We start from the raw sequence: 18,516 nt of genomic DNA, 5'->3' as shown, positions 1-18,516 counted from the left end.
AGCGACTCGCTTCGCATCGTAGTTACCGCTGGTCGCTACCCTGTTGGGTAAATAATTCCACGCAAGCCAACCTCCTTAGCGATCAAGCCACGGGACACTCTCGGTTCAGCACCTCATCCACTAACAACTGCGCAATCTCAATCATCTGTACCACCGCCAGCACCTGCTTGCGGCCTGATCCGTCCAGATGTTCTGCACAGTCGTACGCACACACAGTCGCCGATTCCAGCATTTCGCTGGCGTTGCTCAGGGCAGCTTCGGTGCTGAGACCTGGACGGACAGTGAAGATGAGATTGGGTGGGGTGTGTGGGGTGTCATCCGAGGGATATGGCGGGGGATTTGGGGTGACTTTTTTCATGCAGTAAATCTCCATTCAGTTGGAGCTCACCATCTCCGCGACCAAGCAGAAGGGTGGCGAGCTGTACGCAGGTTGGTCGACCAGGGAATGGAAACCCGGCAGGGCCCGAAGCCCTCCCACGCACAGCTCGCCATAACGCGAACACAATAATGCCGCTTGCGCGGCACCGTGCGCCATTCTAATCCAGGCGACCAAGCCTGATCGCTGATGAGCAGCGACTGCGAAAGGCTAACGATGCGTTATAGCAACTGCAAGCCACATAGATCGTAGGAAAAGTCCCATTAAACTCTGGGTTTGAACCTGCTGCCACGTTGCTGGGCGCTCCTTCGCCTTTTGGTCAGCATTGACGTGCCAGCCTTATGGGTGGGTGTCCAGTCCTGACTAATGCTCACATCTGTATCGGGACCGGACAGTTAAAGCTCTCAATCAAAATTGCGGTGCGCTCATATGCGTTCGCCCGCCACAACCCGCCTCACACCGACGCTGCCTCCTGTGCCTTCAATGTGCGCCGGGCGATGACAATGGCCAGCACCGCCAAGCTGAAGGTGGCCCAGGCCATCAGTTGAGTCCCTGCGACAAATGCCTGTATAGCGTTGCCCATGACTTCACTGGCCTGGTCGTGAGCCAGGGTGGCCGAAATTGCATGGGCGCCTGCCAAGGTTTCGCTTGCCAGGTGCATTTGCACCGGGGTCAAGAAGTCCGGTAGGTGCAGCGTGCCGCGGTAGTACGCCGTCACCAGGCCACCGAGCACGGTGGTGCCGAGTACTACCCCGACTTCATAGGCCGTTTCGCTGATGGCTGACGCGGCTCCTGCCTTGTTGGCCGGTGCGGCCGACAGGATCACGTCGTTAGAGACCGTGGCGATGGCACCCACGCCAATGTTCAACAAGGCAAACGCAACCACGATCACCGTCAAACTGCTGCCGAGGCTGGCGACCAGCAAAAACGCGCCGGCCGTGAAGGCCAGCAGGATGGGAATCAGGACATTGACCGATACGCGCTGGGCGATCGGGACTATCAGGATCCCCACCACAATCGCCATGAGCTGGCCCGGTATCAGCGCCAGGCTGGCGTTCAAGGGCGACATGCCCAGGACGATTTGCAGCAATTGCGTGGCAAAGAACACGAAACCGATCAGGAAGGCCAGGCTCATCAGGTTAATGGTCACCGAGCCGCTGAACGTCTTGTTGCGAAACAGGCTCAGGTCCATCAAGGGGGTAGGGAGGTGCAACTGACGGCGTACGAATTGCCAGCCGCTCACGATTGCAACGGCCAGTGTCGCCAGTGCCCAGGCATCCGGCCCTTCGCTGGCGACATGCTTGATGCTGTACACCAGGGCACTGAGGGCGACCATCGAGAGCACAATGCTGATGACATCCATCGGCCCCGAGGCGTCCGGCTCGGACTCAGGCAGCAGCCAGGGGCCGAGGATCAACAGAGGCACCAGCACCGGCACGGCCAGGAGAAAAATCGACCCCCAGTTGAAGAACTCCAGCAGTATGCCGCCGACCAATGGCCCAAGCGCAGAACCGACGGTCAAGGTGGTTGCCCAGATCGCCACGGCCAGGCGACGCTCTTCCCGGTCGTCGAACACTGAGCGAATCAACGCCAACGTTGACGGCATCAACATTGCCCCGAAGATCCCCATGCACGCCCGTCCCGCGACCAGCTGCGTGGCGGTGCTGGAATAAGCGGTCATCACCGACACCAGGGTAAACCCCAGTGAGCCGATCAGCAGGAGTTTGCGATGGCCTTTGCGATCACCCAGGCTACCCATGGAAATGAGCAACCCTGCCAGCACCAGTGAGTAGGCATCGATCATCCACAATTGCTGGCTGGCACTGGGGTGCAGGGCCTCGGCGATTTTGGGCAGGGCAAAACCCAGCACGGTGTTATCCACGGTCACCAGCAAGACTGGCAGCATCAATATTGCGAGCGCCAACCACCGGCGTGAGCGTGGTTGTTGTGTTACTTCATCAGCCGCTAAAGACATCACCGGCTCCTTCTTGGAAAAGTGGCGAGTTGTGAAAAAACACCTCGCCATTCCCTGGCGAGGTCATCGTTCAGTTCAGCAATGAAAACAGATGCTGGCAGTCTACGGCGCCTGCATTCAAGCGTTTGCCCAAGACCTTTGAAACACTCTGTAAATCGCTTCTGAAGCGCTCATAGTCCTGCTCCACGATGTTTTCCTGCAGGCGCTCCAGGCCCTGCACCAGCGCTTCACGCTGAGCGGTCGCCTGGTCGTTTTCCAGTTGTATGTCCCAATACACCTCGGGCGGGTTGACCAGGATGCGCGACAGCAGCGCCATCATGGTACGCATGGGCGGCGGCATGACCTCTGCCACGATGTCCAGGTCGACCGAAGATTGGGCCAGGGCCATGCCGAATCCGAGAATGGCTGCATGGGGCAAGGCCTGACACAGGGCCATCAGCTCATCATGCGCGGCGGGCGTCATTCGACGGACCTTCATCCCGGCCTCCATCAAATGCCGTTCGATGAAGGATTGCGGGGTTTGCACGTCTTCCACGCAGACCGCCACCGTGCGCCCCTGGACGGACAACTTGGGCGAAAACATGGGGTTGACGCCCACAAACCTTTGCTGCGGCGCCGCTGCTTTCAGTGCTTTGAAAAAGGGGCCCTGCACCGAGCAGGTGGGGATCATTACCGCGTCTGAAGGCAAGCACCGGGTCACCCAGGCAATCGCGCTGACCGCGACGCTTTCAGGCAGAGCGAACACCACGGCGATGGCGTCGCGAAAAACAGCCCCTGAATGATTGAACGGTTGAGTCACGTCCATTTCGTGAAACTCACAGTCGAAATCCGGCGGACGGCGATCCACGACGCGCACGATGTATCCGTATTGCTTGAGAATACGGCTGATCAGTGAGCCGATGAGGCCAGCGCCTCCTAATACGACTACTGCTTGGGTATTCATGTGTCGCTCCCTGCGCAAAAGCTGTAGTACGGCACGCTGGCCTTGACTAGCGTCTCTTCAAGTTCTTCTTTCGGGTCGGAGTGGGCGACGATGGCGCCACCAATGCCGAACTCAGCCTGTTGTTTATGCAATACCGCTGTGCGGATGACGATGCTCAGTTCCGCGCTGCCATTGAAGGAGATCCAGCCCAGCGCTCCGGAATAAACACCCCGTGCACAGGTCTCCAGCCCATCGATGATTTCCATCGTGCGCTTTTTCGGCGCACCGGTCATTGAGCCTCCCGGAAAGCACGCTCTGATGGCCTCCATTGACGAGATGTCGCTGCGTAGATGTCCACGTACCGTAGAGACGAGCTGGTGTACCGAGGAAAAACTCTCCACGGCGAAAATATTCGGCACATGCACACTCCCTGAACGGCACACGCGGTTCAGATCATGGCGTACCAGATCGACAATCATCAGGTTCTCGGCGCGATCTTTGGTCGAGGCGTGCAAGTCATCTCGCAGGCGCTGATCTTGCTCAGCGTCTTTGCTGCGTGCACGGGTGCCCTTGATGGGGCGGGACTCGATCAGGCCGCCTTCATCGATTCTCAAAAAGGTCTCGGGTGATGCGCTCAGCACGCTGAAGCTGTCGAAGCAAAGGTAAGCCCCATAAGGTACTGGGCTTGCTTCGCGCATTCTCCGATAGGCTGCGAGGGGCGCGCCGTCGTAGCTCATTCGCGCGCGGTTGGTCAGGCATATTTCATAGGATTCACCATCGGTGATGTATTGCAGCGACTGCTTGACCTTACGGATGTAACTGTCGGGGCTGTCTTCGAGTGATAGCTCAAGTTCATTCACTGCACCGGGGACAAAACGCCGTGTGTTCGTGGTGCTCTGAGGTGCTGGCATTGAGGTCAGCAACGTCGGCCACTGCGGGGGTTGGCCCGTCGCGCTTAACAGGCACTCGTAGACCTTTTGGTCATGGTGGTCGAAGACGAAGAAATGCGGCGCCAACATAAAGCCGGCATCCGGTTGCCCGGAGCGATAGACCTTGTTCCCGCCGGTCAGGGCCTTGAGTTCATACCCCAGGTACCCGACAAAACCACCCTTGAATTCAAACGGAAGGTATTGCGGGACTGCCACGTTGACCGATTCGATGAGCTGGCCGAGCAGGGTGAAGAAATCACCTGCCACATGCCTGCTGCCTTTGGGGCCTTCAAGTGTGAGGGTTTCGCTGTTGACGTCATAGGTTAGGCGAATAGCCCCTTGGGCCTGGCCGCTGCCCATGATTGAATAGCGCGCGTTGGGCCGTTCGGATTTTTCGCTGTCGAGCCAGAAAGCATGCTGATCATTGGCATAAAGCGTGGTGAACAGCGCCAATGGATCGCACGCAGCCGAATGGACTCGATAGGCCAATTGCAGGTTGAGCAAACCGCCTACCGCGACGTAGTGCTCCTTGGCCGATTGAGCACTGGCCGGGCTCTGTCGCGTCGGCACGCGCTGGCGCCCATTGTGCTCGAGTGCCATGCGGATGAAGTTACTGAGCAGCGCATGCCCATACTCCGAGTCGATGGACTCAGGATGGAACTGGACGCCCCAGATCGGACGGCTTTGGTGCTCGATCGCCATCACCACACCTTCCTCCGTCCACGCCGTGCAGCGCAGCTCCTCAGGCAGATGGGTACACATCAGGGAGTGGTAGCGCACCACTTCAAACTGCTCTGGCAGGTCGCGGAACAAACCACTGCCGGCGTGCTGGATTTTACTGCGGTAGCCGTGCACCGGGTTGGGCGCGTGGCCGACGGTTCCGCCAAGGAATTGGGCGATACCCTGGTGCCCCAGGCAAATGCCGAGCAAGGGTACCGGGGAGCGCAGGATAACCTGCCCGCACACGCCAAAATCCAGGTACTCGCCCGGGTGCCCAGGGCCCGGTGAAAGCACTACGGCATCGTATTGTTCAATGTGCAGGTGTTCGTACGCCACGCTGTTGGTGACGATATCGACGCACACACCTGTGACCTCGTACAGGTATTGGGCGATGTTCTGAGTGAAGGAGTCAAAATTATCAATCAGCAATATTTTCATGAGCGCTGCCCCTGGCCCAGGCGCTGCTGAATCAACCGCTCTTCCTGGTTGCAGGTTTCCTCGATGATCAGCTTGAACACCGACTGAACGTAATCGGGCCTCAAGCCGACTTTCGAGGCGTGGCTTGCGAGCTGATCCATCACTTGAACGATACGTTTGGGCTGCATCATGGGGATGTCATGGGCCGCCTTGAGTTCGGCGATCTCCATGCACACGCTCATGCGTTCGCCAAGCAGGTCGACCAAGTGGGTGTTGATCCGGTCCAACTGATCCCGCATGGGTTGCAGGATGGTGGACGGAGTTGCACGTGAAATTTGCTGGTGCCGTGTCATATTCATTCCTTTGATGTGTACGACGTAGTGCGGGTGTGTGAAGGGTCAGGCGGTGGCCTCGGGTAGCGCAGTGGCGTTCCATAAGCCTGCACGGGTGAGCTCGTTCAAGGCTTGGGCCAGTTGCCGGATATCGTGATCGCCGTGGCTGGCCGAAAAGGCGAAGCGCAGCATGGCTTTTCCCTTGGCGATGATAGGGTAGAACACCGGGAACATGAGGATGCCGTGGTCGCGCAGGATCCGGCAGGCTTGCAGGCCGTCTTCTTCGGTTTCGAAAAATGCGCCCCTGACCGGGGATTGAACCCCGGCGTTGAGCAGGCGATTGTGGGTCAGCGAATCAAACAGGCGCACGTTGCTCCACAGGCGGTCTTGCAGGCCGTCTATTTCGTCGCTCAGGTGAATCTTCGCGGCCGCCACGTTGGCGGCCAGCATTGGCACCATGATCGAGTGACCGAACACCAGGGGGTTGGCCAGTGTGTGTATCGACGGGATATCCCGCGGGTCACTCACCACCACAAACCCGCCCGCTCCGCCAAAGGCCTTGGACAAAGAACCGGCCAGGATCATGTTGTGCGGCAACTGGTTATCTACCGCCGCCAGGGCGTAGCCAGCACCATGACGCCCTGCGATCGAGATGCCGTGGGCATCATCCACATACAGGTAGCCTGCGGCGTCCGCCAGTTGGCGCGCGAGGTGCGCGATGGGCACCAGGCCGCTCATCGAGCCGATACCGTCGATCAACAGAATCGGCGTTTCCTGGCGATCAGCGCAGTGTTTCAAGGCCACGCTCATCGACTCCGGATCGGTGGCCTCGACACGGGACACTTCACCAAACTGCTGCAGAATGCCGCGCAGCACCTGCATCGAGGCGTGAGCGGTTTTATCGATCAACCAGTGGGCGCGCTTTTTGATCGGATAGCCCTTGAGCGAATTGCTGCCCAACAGTGGCAGTACGCCAAGGTGCACGCTGCTGGTGGAGGTGAACACGCTGACACCGCAGCCTTTATAGACGCGGCTGAGCAGCGACTCCAGTTCTGGCAAATAGACCGGGCGCATGGCACTGCGTGACGAGGACAGGTGCAGGCCAAAGGTGCCCAGTGCCTGGTGCGCCGCGTCGATCAGTGCAGGATGGGTTTCCAGGCCCAGATAAGAACAGGAAACGAACTCGGTGAACGTGCCGCCCTGCGCCAGGGTGATGCGCTTGCCTTCACGGCTCGCGACGGTGAGGCCCGTGAGGCCCTCCGCATAGGCACTCTCCAGGGCGCTGGTGGTGTTGTCGCGGCGAATGGTCATCCAGTCTGGTTTGGTGTGTGCATCCATGGCTTAAAAACTCCTATGCTTGAACAGCGTTCGATAAGCGGCCCACGGTCATGACGGACGTGCCTGTGGTGTCTGATGACTCACGGTCAATCACAGTGCTGACGTCAAGCAAGTGGTGCTGTTGGAACAACTCACGAACGGCGAATGCTTGATCCTCGCCGTGTTCGATCACCAGCCATCCCTCAGGTGTCAGCAAAGTGGTCGCCAAGGCGATGATGTGCCGTGTCAGGTCCAGGCCATCGGCACCTGAATAGACGGCCGCCGAGGGATGATGGCTGCCCCATTCGGGCTGTAACTGCGTTTGCCTAGGAACGTACGGCGGGTTGGCGACAATCAGCCCGACCTGGTGCTTGAAGCCAGCGAATGCAGGGGTTTCACGGATATCCGCCTGCATCGCGTTGACATGCACGTCGTGGGTGGCCAACCGGGCGATATTGCGTTTGAGGTAGTGGACAGCCACGTCTTCAAACTCCACGCAGGTCACCCGCAGGTCTGGCCGGCGCCGGGCGATGGCCAGGCCAATGGCGCCGCTGCCGGCGCATAGGTCCAGCACGCAGGTTCCCGTCGCCAGTCGGGCATCGTCCAGCCACTTATGAATCACCGTGCTGTGCGGGCGCGGAATAAATACGCCGCTGCCCACAACCAGGGGCAGGTCGTCGAACGCGACCGTGCCGACAATATGCCCCAACGGAATCCGATTGCAGCGCTCGCTGACCGCCAGCCTGAACTCATCCAGTGCGCGCTGTTTGTCGGCACGCACGATAAAGCGATCGACCAGGCTATCCAGGTCATTGTCCGGGTCCCACACGCCGGCCGCTTCCAGCTGCACGCGGGCCAGGGCGATCGCCTCCTGCTCCTGTTTACCCAGACTCATGACCACTCCTTGTAGTACTGCGCCAGCTTCACGCGCATGGACTCATAGAGGTAGGAGAATGCGACCAGCTCCGGAGGGGGAGTGAACGAGGGGTGCAGTTCATCGATCAGTTGCTGGTAATTGCTCGACAGTCCTTTATCGAGAATGGGCAGCCAGTAAGGTTTTACGTCCCAGCGATATTCATAACCGGTGGCAAACATCTGCTTGACGGTTTCGCCAACCGTCAGCTCGCGAGCAAGCCCGGTCAGTGGGGCGCGCACAGGGTTGAAGGTGCTCAAGTCCAGGCCGGTGCTCTTGACGCCGGTCAAACAGTCGGCGATGTAGGCTGCCAGCAGCGGCGATTGGTGCAGGCCATCACGGTATGTCCCGGTTGCCAGCCACAGCCCTTGCATGCCGCATTCGCCGATCAGAGGGAAGCCGTCGGCTGGAATGGGACGGTTGCCCACCTGGATCGAAATAATTTCGGCACTGTGCAGGTCAAGGTTCAATTGGTCGACGGCGCAATCGAGCAAAAACTGTACATCCGAAATCAGCGCATGGTGCTTGGGGCGCTCGGACAGGATATTGGTCGCGCCCAGGTACAGCACGCCGTCACCACGTGGCACGCAATGCAGGCCACAGGCAAACGCGCGATTGGGGGTGCGGATCACCGATTGGGGTAACGCCATGCCCTCAGGCAGCTTGACCAGAATGGACACGCCATATCCGCTGAACAACGGTGGGATTTTGTTGACGAGCGTGTCGAACTCGCTGAGCAGGTCCAGAGACTGAACACCGGCAGCCACTACCACCTTTTTCCCCCACAGCACCTCACCGCTGAGCAACTCCACCCCTGTGGCGACTGCGCCTTCGGCGATCACCCGGCGGGCGTTCTCATTGATCAAGGTGCCATGGTTGGCGAGCAGCGCGGCGTCGAGCTTTTCCAGTAGCAAGTGCGAATCAACGGCGTGTTCATTGGGGATAAACAGCCCGCGCAGCGGACGTACCAGATGATCCGGTGCCAGCCATTCCATGGCTCTTGGATCAATGGTTTCGTACTGTTCCCCATAGGCTTGCAGTGTGTGCTCGATGGCTTCGTAGTTGACCGTATCGACTTCGTCCATGCCGGCACTGTTGAGCAACACATGGGTGCCGCTGGCACTGAACAGCGGGGTGCTGATGCCGGAGTCGGCGGCCAGGCGTTCGGCCCAGGCGGGCCAGAGGTCTTGTGCCTGACGGTCCATATTGAGTTTGAGGCGGCCATGCTCGCTGGCCAACAGGCCGCTGGTGACTTCGCCAAAACAGCCATTCATGGCACCGGCTGCCTTGGATGCAGCGTTGGTTCGGGCGGTCTCACCGACCCGGCAAACCTTCAAGCCCCGTGAACTCAGTTCATACGCGATAGAACCGCCAATGGCGCCTGCGCCTACTACAATTACGTCGAACTCCATGTTCTAGATCCTTGTTTAAACTGTCAGCTGTAGGATGAAAAACATTCCCATGTAGGAACGTGCTGAGCTTTTTATAGATTGTGAGAAGGGGCGACCATCGAGCATTTGTTTCATGTTGTATCGTTGTTACAAATTCACATACTTACTCGAACAAGCCCGGAAAGCCTGGGTACAGGTACCGCGCGTGGTGCGCGGTGGGTCACACTCGGGTAATGTGGCCGGCGCCGGCCTGCAAGGGTCTGTTGGCTGGAAATACTTTCCCGCGCCTACGACGCTCGACGCGCGGGGAACTGACACCGGGGCGCCGTTACAGGTCTGAAGACAAGCGAAGAGGGTGTTTTGAATGGCGGGCAGGTTGATCTATCTCATCGGGCCATCGGGTTCGGGCAAGGACAGCCTGCTGGACGCCGCGCGCCCACGCCTGGTCGAGCGTGGATGCCGCATGGTGCGGCGGGTGATCACCCGGTCGGCGGAGGCGGTGGGTGAAGCGGCGCAAGGGGTGAGCCCCGAGCAGTTCGCGGCGATGGAGGCCGAGGGCGCATTTGCCTTGAGCTGGCAGGCGAATGGCTTGTCCTACGGTATCCCCAAGGACATCGACGATTGGCTGGCCGCTGGCGACGACGTCCTGGTAAACGGCTCCCGTGCCCACCTGGCGCAGACCCGCGAGCGATATCCGACCTTGCTGGTGTTGCTGCTGACGGTGGACCAAGCGGTGTTGCGCCAACGTCTGATTGCGCGTGGGCGCGAGTCGTTGGCGGACATCGAGGAGCGCCTGGCGCGCAATGCGCGGTTTACTGCCCAATTGATCGCAGGCCACGGCGCGGGTTTGTTCGTGCTGGATAATTCCGGCCCGCTGGCGCATACCGTCGAACGTTTGCTGTGCTGTCTGGACCATGGGCATAGCGTATGCGCCTGACCCCAATCCCGGTAGGTTGGGGCAACTCATTGATGTAGTGCGTGGTGATGCCAGCGCTCAGATAAAACCCTGGCGCCAAGCTTATTTTTTTCTGATGTGTTTGAGTGGGTTGCTGGATGTTTGAAAGTTAATTATTGACCCGATTAAATTAATGTTGTGCAAGTTTATGACGCCTGCCGCATCAGGGTTTTATGGCGGTTAATGAAGGGTGGGTGGCTGGCGCTGAATAAAACTTGTGCAGATTTTTTGCAGCCGTGTTTATAGTGTTTTCTTGCAAGCAATTTATGATGGTGAAGGTGTTTTCTATATGGGAGCTTTATCGGGCCGACAACGGATCAGTCAGCATCGATAACTTCTATACATGGACGGGTCATTTCACTGTTCAGAGTAGTCAAGCACCATGCATATCCCAGTTAGGCAGTCTTTCCAGTCGCCTGTCCCAGAGACGGCGCACTCCCATTTCTCTGCTGACGAGAACCAAGTTATTCTTTGGGCCAATAATAAAAGATCGTTCACCACCGACCAGGCGGCGAAGCATATTACGCGCACTGACGCTAAGTTTAGGGACAGTAATAAAGATGGCAAAGTTGTCGTGGGTTTCAAGTTCGACGGGGGGTTTAATGCGGCTCAGAAAGAACGAGCCAGGCAGGCCCTTCAATACTGGGCCGATGTTGCCAATATCCAATTTGTTGAAAATGGCTCAAACACCGATGGCACGATCACTATCAAAGGGACTGGGGGATCGGGAGGCTGGGCAGGCTTGCCTCACGGTCATTATGCGAAAGTCCCGGCCAATATCGGCACCCAGGGCGGGCAGAACCCGACAATGGGCAGCCACTTCCTGGGTTTGTTGATCCATGAACTGGGGCATACCCTGGGGCTGAGCCATCCAGGTAAATACAATGGCCAGGGCTTCAATTACGGACGCAATGCCGAATACGCCCAGGACACCAAGGCACGCAGTGTCATGAGTTATTGGGAAGAGACCCATCAGCCCGGGCACAATTTTGCCCGGCTCAGCCCAGCGGCACCGATGATGGACGATATCGCCGCAGCACAGCGGCTTTACGGCGCCAATACCAAAACCCGCAATACCGACACTACCTACGGTTTCAATTCCAATTCTGGTCGGGAGGTCTACAGCCTTAAACGTGGGAGTGACAAACCGATTTTCACTGTTTGGGATGGCGGGGGTAACGACACACTCGATTTTTCCGGGTTCACCCAGAACCAAACCATTAACCTCAAGGCCGAGGCGTTTTCGGATGTGGGTGGCTTGCGCGGGAATGTGTCGATTGCCAAGGGCGTCATGGTGGAAAACGCCATTGGCGGTGCTGGCAACGATACTTTGACGGGAAACGAGGGCAATAATCGCCTTACGGGTGGCAGGGGGGCTGACACGTTGTTCGGTGGCGCTGGGGCAGACACCTTTGTCTACCACCGTGCCAGCGATTCAACCGCGCAAAAACCTGACATCATCCAGGACTTCCAAAGCGGGATCGACAAGATCGACCTGACCGGCGTTCTTCAGGAGGCGGAGCTCAAAGCGTTGAATTTCTCTGAACGATTGAGCGGCCAAGCCGGGGACGCCGTGCTCGGCCAGGATCCGAAAACCGGTCGTTTCACATTGGCGGTAGATACGACGGGCAATGGCTCGGCGGACCTCCTGGTGGTCAGCCAAAGCCAGATCAAACAGACGGACGTGATCTGGAACGGGCAAGCGCCGACCGTGACGCCGACGCCGAGCCCCCCTGTCGTTCCTGTTTCGGACCCCATCCCGGCGCCTACTTCAGAGCCGACTGAACCCGAGCCTGAGCCCGAACCTGAACCTGAACCGGCCCCTCGGCCCGGAGGAGGGTTTTTCGAGAAAATTTTTTCGTCGTTCAAAGGGTTCCTCAACAAGGTGTGGTCGATATTCAGCTGAGCCCACGCTTCGATCAGTGACCACCTTCCTGCTTTAAAAGCCGTTACCCAACTTTCCTTCTATCCAGGTTTGGACGTGCGCGGCATCGCGTTCAAGCCTGCCCGTCACGTGCAGCATCGTTACCTTCCAGACACGCTAATATTGATGTGGTGCGCTTTTCACCAGGCTATCTCGGTGATTCCTTCCTGTTTCCTGTTTCCTGTTTCCTGTTTCCATGGGGCAATCGCGTCGCGCGTTCTGCACAGCTATTCATTGGCCGTAGCATCCGCATGTTTTTCATGACTGCGTTTCGGCGAGGTCAGCCTGATCGGCTGTTGCAGTGCCTTGAATTACCGTTGAGGGCCAGACATAAAACCCCTCTATGCAACCTGTGGATTTTTTCCTTCACTTCCTATTCTGCTATTCGCCCTTTAATCAAACTGTTGTGTAGGGCGCGTTAAAAGTTTTAAGTCAGGTATATGTTTTTGTACGGTCAGGGTCTTGTCTGATTGTGAATAATGCTTTGCAATAAAAATGACCATAAGCGTGTTTGTGGAATTTTATTTTCATATAAAACAGGTGGTTATCGTTTTTGCCTGGCGGTGGTTCCGCTACTGCGGTTTCAGAGTTTTTCGGTTGTCGGGTCAAAGTGTTTTTAAATTTTAGAGTGTGTCGAGTTGAATTAATTCGTCGCTGGCCTGCGGCTAGGGAGTGTGCGAATTTAAAGCGGTGCCGATAACTACTGCTGCTCTTGTTGGGCGGAATCGGTATCTCGAATGTTTTAAATTTTATCGTTCGAGTCTGATTTTTATGAGGACTTTGGTTTATGAGAATGCCAGGACCATCCACCACTAATGTTGGTGTGCCCCACGCGCTGGATCCCGGGAGCAGTTTCAGCCCTGAGGGCCCTGCTGAGGTATCTACGCTAAACAGCAAAAAGCCGGTGTTCACTTCGCAACAGGCTGGGAAACAGCTCACCCGCGGCGGTTACAAGGTTCATGACAATAACGGTGACGGCAAAACCACGTTGTCCTATCGCGTCGCCAAGGGCTTCACTCCACAGCAGGCAGAGCAAGCCAGGCAGGCAATGCAGTCCTGGCAGGATGTCGCTAACGTGACATTTACCGAAAAAGCGCTGCATCGTGACGGCCATGTTGATATCAATGACATGCCCGACTCCTCGGGAGGGGTGGCTTCACTTCCCCATCGCTCTATGACCCAGACTTCCGCAAACATTGGAACGCAGAATGTGGGGGCGAACCCGTCACCGGGGCATTTCTTTCGTATGGTTTTAGTTCATGAACTAGGCCACGCCCTTGGGTTGGAGCATCCGGGAAACTATGACGGTAACGGTAACTATGGACGTCATGCAACGTATGCCGGGGATACTCAAGCGCGTTCTGTCATGAGTTACTTTTCGGAGAAAAATCAGCCCGGGCATGACTTTAAATTGCTGTACCCCTCTGCGCCGATGATGGATGACATAGCGGCTGCCCAGAAACTTTATGGGGCGAATACTAAAACACGCAATACCGACACGACCTATGGGTTTAATTCCAATACGAACCGTGAAGCGCTTAGTTTGAAGTCGGCGAATGACAATTCTATTTTCTGTGTGTGGGATGGGGGAGGCAACGACACTCTGGATTTCTCCGGGTATTCACAGCATCAGAAAATCAACCTCAACGCCGAGTCCTTTTCGGATGTGGGCGCGTTGAAGGGTAATGTCTCCGTTGCCAAGGGCGTCATACTGGAGAACGCAGTGGGCGGTAAAGGGAATGATGCCCTGATAGGTAATGCTGTTGCCAATCGTCTCAAAGGAGGCGGGGGAGCAGACCGGTTGTCTGGGGGGGGCGGTGCAGATACCTTCGTTTATGATCACGCCAGTGACTCCACCCCGGATAATCCCGACGTCATTCTGGATTTTCAGAGTGGCTCAGACAAGATTGATGTTCGCGCCGTCCTGAAACAGGCGGATCTCAGTGCGCTTAAATTCGTCGAACGCTTAACCGGTCAACCCGGTCAGGCGGTGATAAGTTACAACCAGGGTAGCAACGAGGGGAGTCTGGCCCTGGATCTCACGGGTAACGGTAAGGCAGACCTATTAATCAAAAGCCTTGGCCAGATAAAAGCAGGCGATGTTTTGGCGCAGGGCGACACTACAACGGCAAACCCTGAACCGAAAGACCCCAAGCCTGCGCCGCGTCCTCAACCCGAGGAGCCCAAACCCAAGCCGGAACCAAAACCGGAGGAGTCAAAACCGAAACCACGTCCGGATCCGTGTGAACCGAAGCCGCGTCCGGATCCGTGTGAGCCGAAGCCGCGCCCGGATCCGTGTGAGCCGAAGCCGCGTCCGGATCCGTGTGAGCTGAAGCCACGCCCGGATCCGTGTGAGCCGAAGCCATGTCCGGATCCGTGTGAGCCGAAGCCGCGCCCGGATCCGTGTGAGCCGAAGCCACGCCCGGATCCACGTGAACCGCAACCACGTCCAAATCCGCGTGAACCACAGCCACGTCCGGATCCACGTGAACCGAAGCCACGTCCAGACCCGCGTGAACCACAGCCACGTCCGGATCCACGTGAACCGAAGCCACGTCCAGATCCGCGTGAACCACAGCCACGTCCGGATCCACGTGAACCGAAGCCACGTCCAGACCCGCGTGAACCACAGCCACGTCCGGATCCACGTGAGCCGAAGCCGCGTCCAGATCCGCGTGAACCACAGCCACGTCCGGATCCACGTGAGCCGAAGCCACGTCCAGACCCGTCTGAGCCACAGCCACGTCCGGACCCGTTTGAACCGAAGCCGCGACCATACCCGCGCGAGCCGCAGCCACGTCCAGACCCGTGTGAGCCACAGCCACGTCCGGATCCGTGTGAACCGAAGCCGCGTCCAGTTACGTGGGAACCGAGGCCGCGACCATCCCCGCGTGAGCCGCAGCCACGTCCAGATCCGTGTGAGCCACAGCCACGTCCGGATCTGTGTGAGCCGAAGCCACGCCCGGTTCCGTGTGAGCCCAGACCCATCCCTCGTACAGATCCTTGTGAGCCGAAAGCTTTCATTCGAAATTCAAGACCGGCCTATGGCTTCAATACCCATTCAGGTCAGTCCCGCGCGATGCACGCGTCGGCTTTTGATCAGTCGGCGTTTTCCGCGCGGGGTTGAAGGTGGAACCATTCAATGTCAGATGGGCGCTGAGTCTATTCAAGTCCATCGCTGTTATGAGTGAAACATCAGGCCAAGCGTAAGTGCTGACTACCAGTAATAACTTGGCTGTTTTATGACGCTCGCTGGAAAGTTTGAGTGGGCATGTTTGAGACCGGCTATTTAAGAATTCATGGGTGCCTTACTTGTGAAGTGTCGTGTTGTTGTTTTTAACTAACTGAGAAAACTTAATTATGATTAATGTCAATCCATCCGCTGCAAACCACTATATGCCTACGCCGAGCGTGACTCCTCAGCCGTCATCGCTGGCACATCCTGGAAACCAGGGAGGCAGTGAAGCCGCTAAGTCTTCTCACGGCAGTGCGAACTCCGCAGCAGAAAACCACGTCTCGACAAGTTCCAAGTTACTTAGTCTTTCCGCTCCGCTGGTAGGTGAACGCACTGGCCAGCAGCGAATGTATGGATTGAGCCTGAACTCCGGACTGCTTCAACTGGGAGACGTTAATTCCGGCAAAGCGGTAATGGCTCAGTGCTATTCGAAGCCACAGGCAGATACCGAACCCACTGCTGAGCCCAAGTCAAACGGCGAAACCAAACCGGCAGCGGATCAGCCCATCTCGGACGGCGATACCAAGCCAGTAACGACTAAGCCCAAGCCGAGCGGCTACAAAACGCCATTAACTGATCGGCTAAAGCCACGCGGCGGCACCAAGGAGCCAGTGGTTGAACAGCCCAAGGCAAGCGGCACCAAGGAACCCGTGGTTGAACAGCCCAAGGCAAGCGGCACCAAGGAGCCAGTGGCTGAACAGCCCAAGGCAAGCGGCACCAAGGAGCCCGTGGTTGAACAGCCCAAGGCAGGCGGCACCAAGGAGCCCGTGGTTGAACAGCCCAAAGCAAGCGGCACCAAGGAGCCAGTGGTTGAACGGCCCAAGGCAGGCGGCGACACCAGGACTGACGACACCACCTACGGGTTCAACTCGAATACCGGCAGGTTGGAAACTACCCTGACGTCAGCGTCCGATAAACCCAAATTCAATATCTGGGATCAGCGCGGGAACGACACCTTTGATTTCTCTGGCTTCAAGCAGGATCAAATCATCGACTTGCGCGGTGGTGCGCTGTCCAGCGTAGGCGGGATGAGGGAAAACGTCAGGATCGGCGAGAAGACCGTGATCGAAAATGCCGTGGGGGGCCACGGTAACGATCGCATCATTGGTAACAGCGCCGATAACGTACTGACCGGTGGTGCAGGGGCCGATACGCTGGTGGGCGGCGAGGGTTGGAACACCTTCAAGTTCAATGCCTTCAGCGATTCAACCCGTGCCAATGCCGACTTGCTACTGGACTTCAAAACCGGGCAAGACAAGATCGATCTGTCGCAAATGGCGCTCGACGGCAAGGTCACGTTGAACTTCGTCGACAACTACACCGGGGCGGCGGGTGACACCATCATCAAGTTCAATCCGCTGTCGGGACGTTACCTGTTGGCGATCGACCTGGATGGCGATGGCAAGACCGACTTCCTGATCAAAAGCACCCGAATGATCAGCCCGGAAGATGTCATTGGGCTCAACATCAAAGATGGCGGTTATCTCTAACGACGTGATCGCGCACCTTTGACGGTCGCCATTGCTTGAAGCAAGGCGGGGCGGGACTTAATCAATGATTGATCAAGTCCCGCCCCTTTGTGCGTTGTGAAAAATTTTTGTTGGGCCAATGACCCGTCAGGACGCTTGCGCGGTGCCCAACGCGGCTTTACGTGACGCACTCAAGAAGCGCAACAAGGCGACCAGGGCAAATGCACTGCCCACCAGCATTACAGCCAACCAGCCGCCGTGTTCATACACGCTGCTGGCAATCGCCGAGCCGAATGCTCCGCCGATGAAGATGCTGGTCATGTACAGCGCGTTCAGACGGCTGCGGCTGTGGGCGTCGAGGGCGTAGATGGCGCGTTGGCCGAGGACCATGTTCATCTGCACGCAGAAATCCAGGACCACCCCGGTGACTGCCAGGCCGATCACGCTGTAGAGCGGGTGCACCCACGCCGGCAGGAAGCTCAGCGCACCAAACAGCATCGCCAGCAGCGAGGCGCGGTGGGTATGGCCGGCATCGGCCAGGCGACCGGCCATGGGTGCGGCAATGGCGCCAAGGGCACCGACCAGGGCAAACAGTGCGATTTCGCTTTGGCTCAGGCCGTGGTTACGTGCCAGTTCCAGTGGTGCGGCAGTCCAGAACAGGCTGAAGGCGGCGAACATGCAACCCTGGTAGAACGCCCGCTGGCGCAACAGCGGCTGCTCTCGCAGCAGAGTGCCCAGCGAATGCAGCAACTGGCCGTAGCTGGCACTGTGATCGGGTTGGCGCTTGGGGATGGTCAGCATCAGCACCACGCTGATAAACGCCATCAGCGCCGCGGCCGCCATGAACATCGCACGCCAGCCGAAGTGGTCGGCCACCACGCTCGACACCGGCCGTGCCAGCAGGATGCCCAGCAGCAGGCCGCCCATGATACTGCCGACCACCCGGCCACGAGACTCGGCGGGCGCCAGGTGTGCGGCCAGCGGAATCAGGATCTGCACCGAGACGGAACTGAAACCGATCAGCAGCGATACCAGCAAGAACAGGTTCGGCTGTTCGATAAACGCCGCACCCAACAGGCTGGCGATCGCCACGACGGTGGTGGCAATCATCAGCTTGCGGTTTTCCAGCAGGTCGCCCAGGGGCACCAGAAAGAACAGGCCCAGGGCATAGCCGATTTGTGTGAGGGACACGATCAGGCTGGCCATTGCTGGCGTCAGGCCAATGTCCGGGGCGATCAGCTCGATGATCGGTTGCGCATAGTAGATGTTGGCGACGATGGCGCCGCAGCAAAACGCGAACAGCATGACCATGCCCCGGGTCATGGTGCCAGCAGCGTGAGAGGTTGCGTTCATGGTGTACTCATAAAGGCGAAGGACGATGGGGTGGGAGAGTAAAGACAAGGCCTGCAAGTGAGTAGGTTGCTTGTGGTGATATCACTTATGTCGGCTGATGATACATTCAGACACATCTGTTTCACGCAAAAAAAGTGGGAGCTGGCTTGCCTGCGATGACGGCCTGCCAGTCGACGCCTATCTACCTGACGCTCCGCAATCCAACTGTGGGAGCGGGCTTGCTCGCGAAGGCGGCCTGACAGGCGACACAGTTGGATTGGGTACATATCCATTGCTGCGGTAACGGCC

14 protein-coding genes and 1 pseudogene are annotated in these 18,516 nt (G+C 57.9%); 4 read left to right on the top strand and 11 right to left on the bottom strand.

Features of this window, described 5'->3' with window-relative positions; translation table 11 throughout:
* Nucleotides 1-82: 82 nt before the first annotated feature.
* The 8 genes from A7K61_RS26170 to A7K61_RS26135 all read right to left on the bottom strand — a co-directional run bounded on the left by A7K61_RS26170 (nt 83) and on the right by A7K61_RS26135 (nt 9,313).
* On the bottom strand, nt 83-358 hold the full coding sequence (locus A7K61_RS26170) for a DUF6124 family protein (RefSeq protein ID WP_044273098.1): 276 nt from the start codon (nt 356-358) through the stop codon (nt 83-85).
* A 472-nt stretch (nt 359-830) separates the two neighbouring features.
* Nucleotides 831-2,282: an MFS transporter gene (locus tag A7K61_RS26165; RefSeq protein WP_228391212.1), complete on the bottom strand. Its 1,452-nt coding sequence runs from the start codon at nt 2,280-2,282 to the stop codon at nt 831-833.
* A gap of 139 nt (nt 2,283-2,421) precedes the next feature.
* The gene (locus A7K61_RS26160) at nt 2,422-3,294 is read right to left on the bottom strand and encodes a prephenate dehydrogenase dimerization domain-containing protein (protein ID WP_047710412.1); all 873 of its coding nucleotides are present in this window, start codon (nt 3,292-3,294) and stop codon (nt 2,422-2,424) included.
* On the bottom strand, nt 3,291-5,360 hold the full coding sequence (gene pabB / locus A7K61_RS26155; RefSeq protein ID WP_044273101.1) for an aminodeoxychorismate synthase component I: 2,070 nt from the start codon (nt 5,358-5,360) through the stop codon (nt 3,291-3,293). The genes A7K61_RS26160 and pabB overlap by 4 nt, the downstream gene beginning before the upstream one ends.
* Entirely contained in the window at nt 5,357-5,692 is a 336-nt protein-coding gene (locus tag A7K61_RS26150; protein WP_228391213.1) for a chorismate mutase, read from the bottom strand. The genes pabB and A7K61_RS26150 overlap by 4 nt, the downstream gene beginning before the upstream one ends.
* Before the next feature lie 45 nt (nt 5,693-5,737).
* Complete coding sequence (locus tag A7K61_RS26145; protein ID WP_047710413.1) at nt 5,738-7,009, bottom strand: aminotransferase class I/II-fold pyridoxal phosphate-dependent enzyme; 1,272 nt, start codon at nt 7,007-7,009, stop codon at nt 5,738-5,740.
* Between the two features lie 13 nt (nt 7,010-7,022).
* Nucleotides 7,023-7,883 carry a HemK/PrmC family methyltransferase gene (locus A7K61_RS26140; protein ID WP_044273103.1) on the bottom strand — a complete coding sequence of 287 codons (861 nt, stop codon included), beginning with the start codon at nt 7,881-7,883 and terminating at the stop codon, nt 7,023-7,025.
* Nucleotides 7,880-9,313: an FAD-binding oxidoreductase gene (locus A7K61_RS26135; RefSeq protein ID WP_044273104.1), complete on the bottom strand. Its 1,434-nt coding sequence runs from the start codon at nt 9,311-9,313 to the stop codon at nt 7,880-7,882. Before A7K61_RS26135 ends, A7K61_RS26140 begins: the two co-directional genes overlap by 4 nt.
* 343 nt (nt 9,314-9,656) lie before the next feature.
* On the opposite strand from A7K61_RS26135, the gene phnN reads away from it, so the two are divergent.
* Complete coding sequence (gene phnN, locus A7K61_RS26130; protein ID WP_047710414.1) at nt 9,657-10,229, top strand: phosphonate metabolism protein/1,5-bisphosphokinase (PRPP-forming) PhnN; 573 nt, start codon at nt 9,657-9,659, stop codon at nt 10,227-10,229.
* Nucleotides 10,230-10,629: 400 nt separating this feature from the next.
* Nucleotides 10,630-12,153, top strand: coding sequence for a M57 family metalloprotease (locus A7K61_RS26125; protein ID WP_069558661.1), 1,524 nt, complete (start codon nt 10,630-10,632; stop codon nt 12,151-12,153).
* A gap of 904 nt (nt 12,154-13,057) precedes the next feature.
* Here A7K61_RS26125 and A7K61_RS33945 read toward each other — a convergent pair.
* The gene (locus A7K61_RS33945; RefSeq protein WP_032892664.1) at nt 13,058-13,285 is read right to left on the bottom strand and encodes a hypothetical protein; all 228 of its coding nucleotides are present in this window, start codon (nt 13,283-13,285) and stop codon (nt 13,058-13,060) included.
* On the opposite strand from A7K61_RS33945, the pseudogene A7K61_RS34320 reads away from it, so the two are divergent.
* A pseudogene (locus tag A7K61_RS34320) lies at nt 13,220-14,206 on the top strand (M10 family metallopeptidase C-terminal domain-containing protein); the annotation flags it as partial. The gene A7K61_RS33945 and the pseudogene A7K61_RS34320 sit on opposite strands and share 66 nt — an antisense overlap.
* A gap of 85 nt (nt 14,207-14,291) precedes the next feature.
* Here the strand turns inward: A7K61_RS34320 and A7K61_RS34100 are convergent.
* Nucleotides 14,292-14,996 (bottom strand): hypothetical protein, encoded by a 705-nt coding sequence (locus tag A7K61_RS34100; RefSeq protein ID WP_069558660.1) that lies wholly within the window; start codon nt 14,994-14,996, stop codon nt 14,292-14,294.
* Between the two features lie 535 nt (nt 14,997-15,531).
* Between A7K61_RS34100 and A7K61_RS26105 the strand changes: the two genes are divergently transcribed.
* A complete protein-coding gene (locus tag A7K61_RS26105; protein ID WP_069558659.1) occupies nt 15,532-16,896 on the top strand; it encodes a M10 family metallopeptidase C-terminal domain-containing protein in 1,365 nt (454 codons plus the stop codon).
* A gap of 126 nt (nt 16,897-17,022) precedes the next feature.
* Here the strand turns inward: A7K61_RS26105 and A7K61_RS26100 are convergent, their stop codons facing one another.
* On the bottom strand, nt 17,023-18,228 hold the full coding sequence (locus A7K61_RS26100) for an MFS transporter (RefSeq protein ID WP_044273111.1): 1,206 nt from the start codon (nt 18,226-18,228) through the stop codon (nt 17,023-17,025).
* Nucleotides 18,229-18,516: the final 288 nt, after the last annotated feature.

This window comes from Pseudomonas sp. AP42, assembly GCF_001728935.1.
Taxonomy (GTDB): domain Bacteria; phylum Pseudomonadota; class Gammaproteobacteria; order Pseudomonadales; family Pseudomonadaceae; genus Aquipseudomonas; species Aquipseudomonas lactis.
This window is presented reverse-complemented; position numbering and strand designations above follow the sequence as displayed.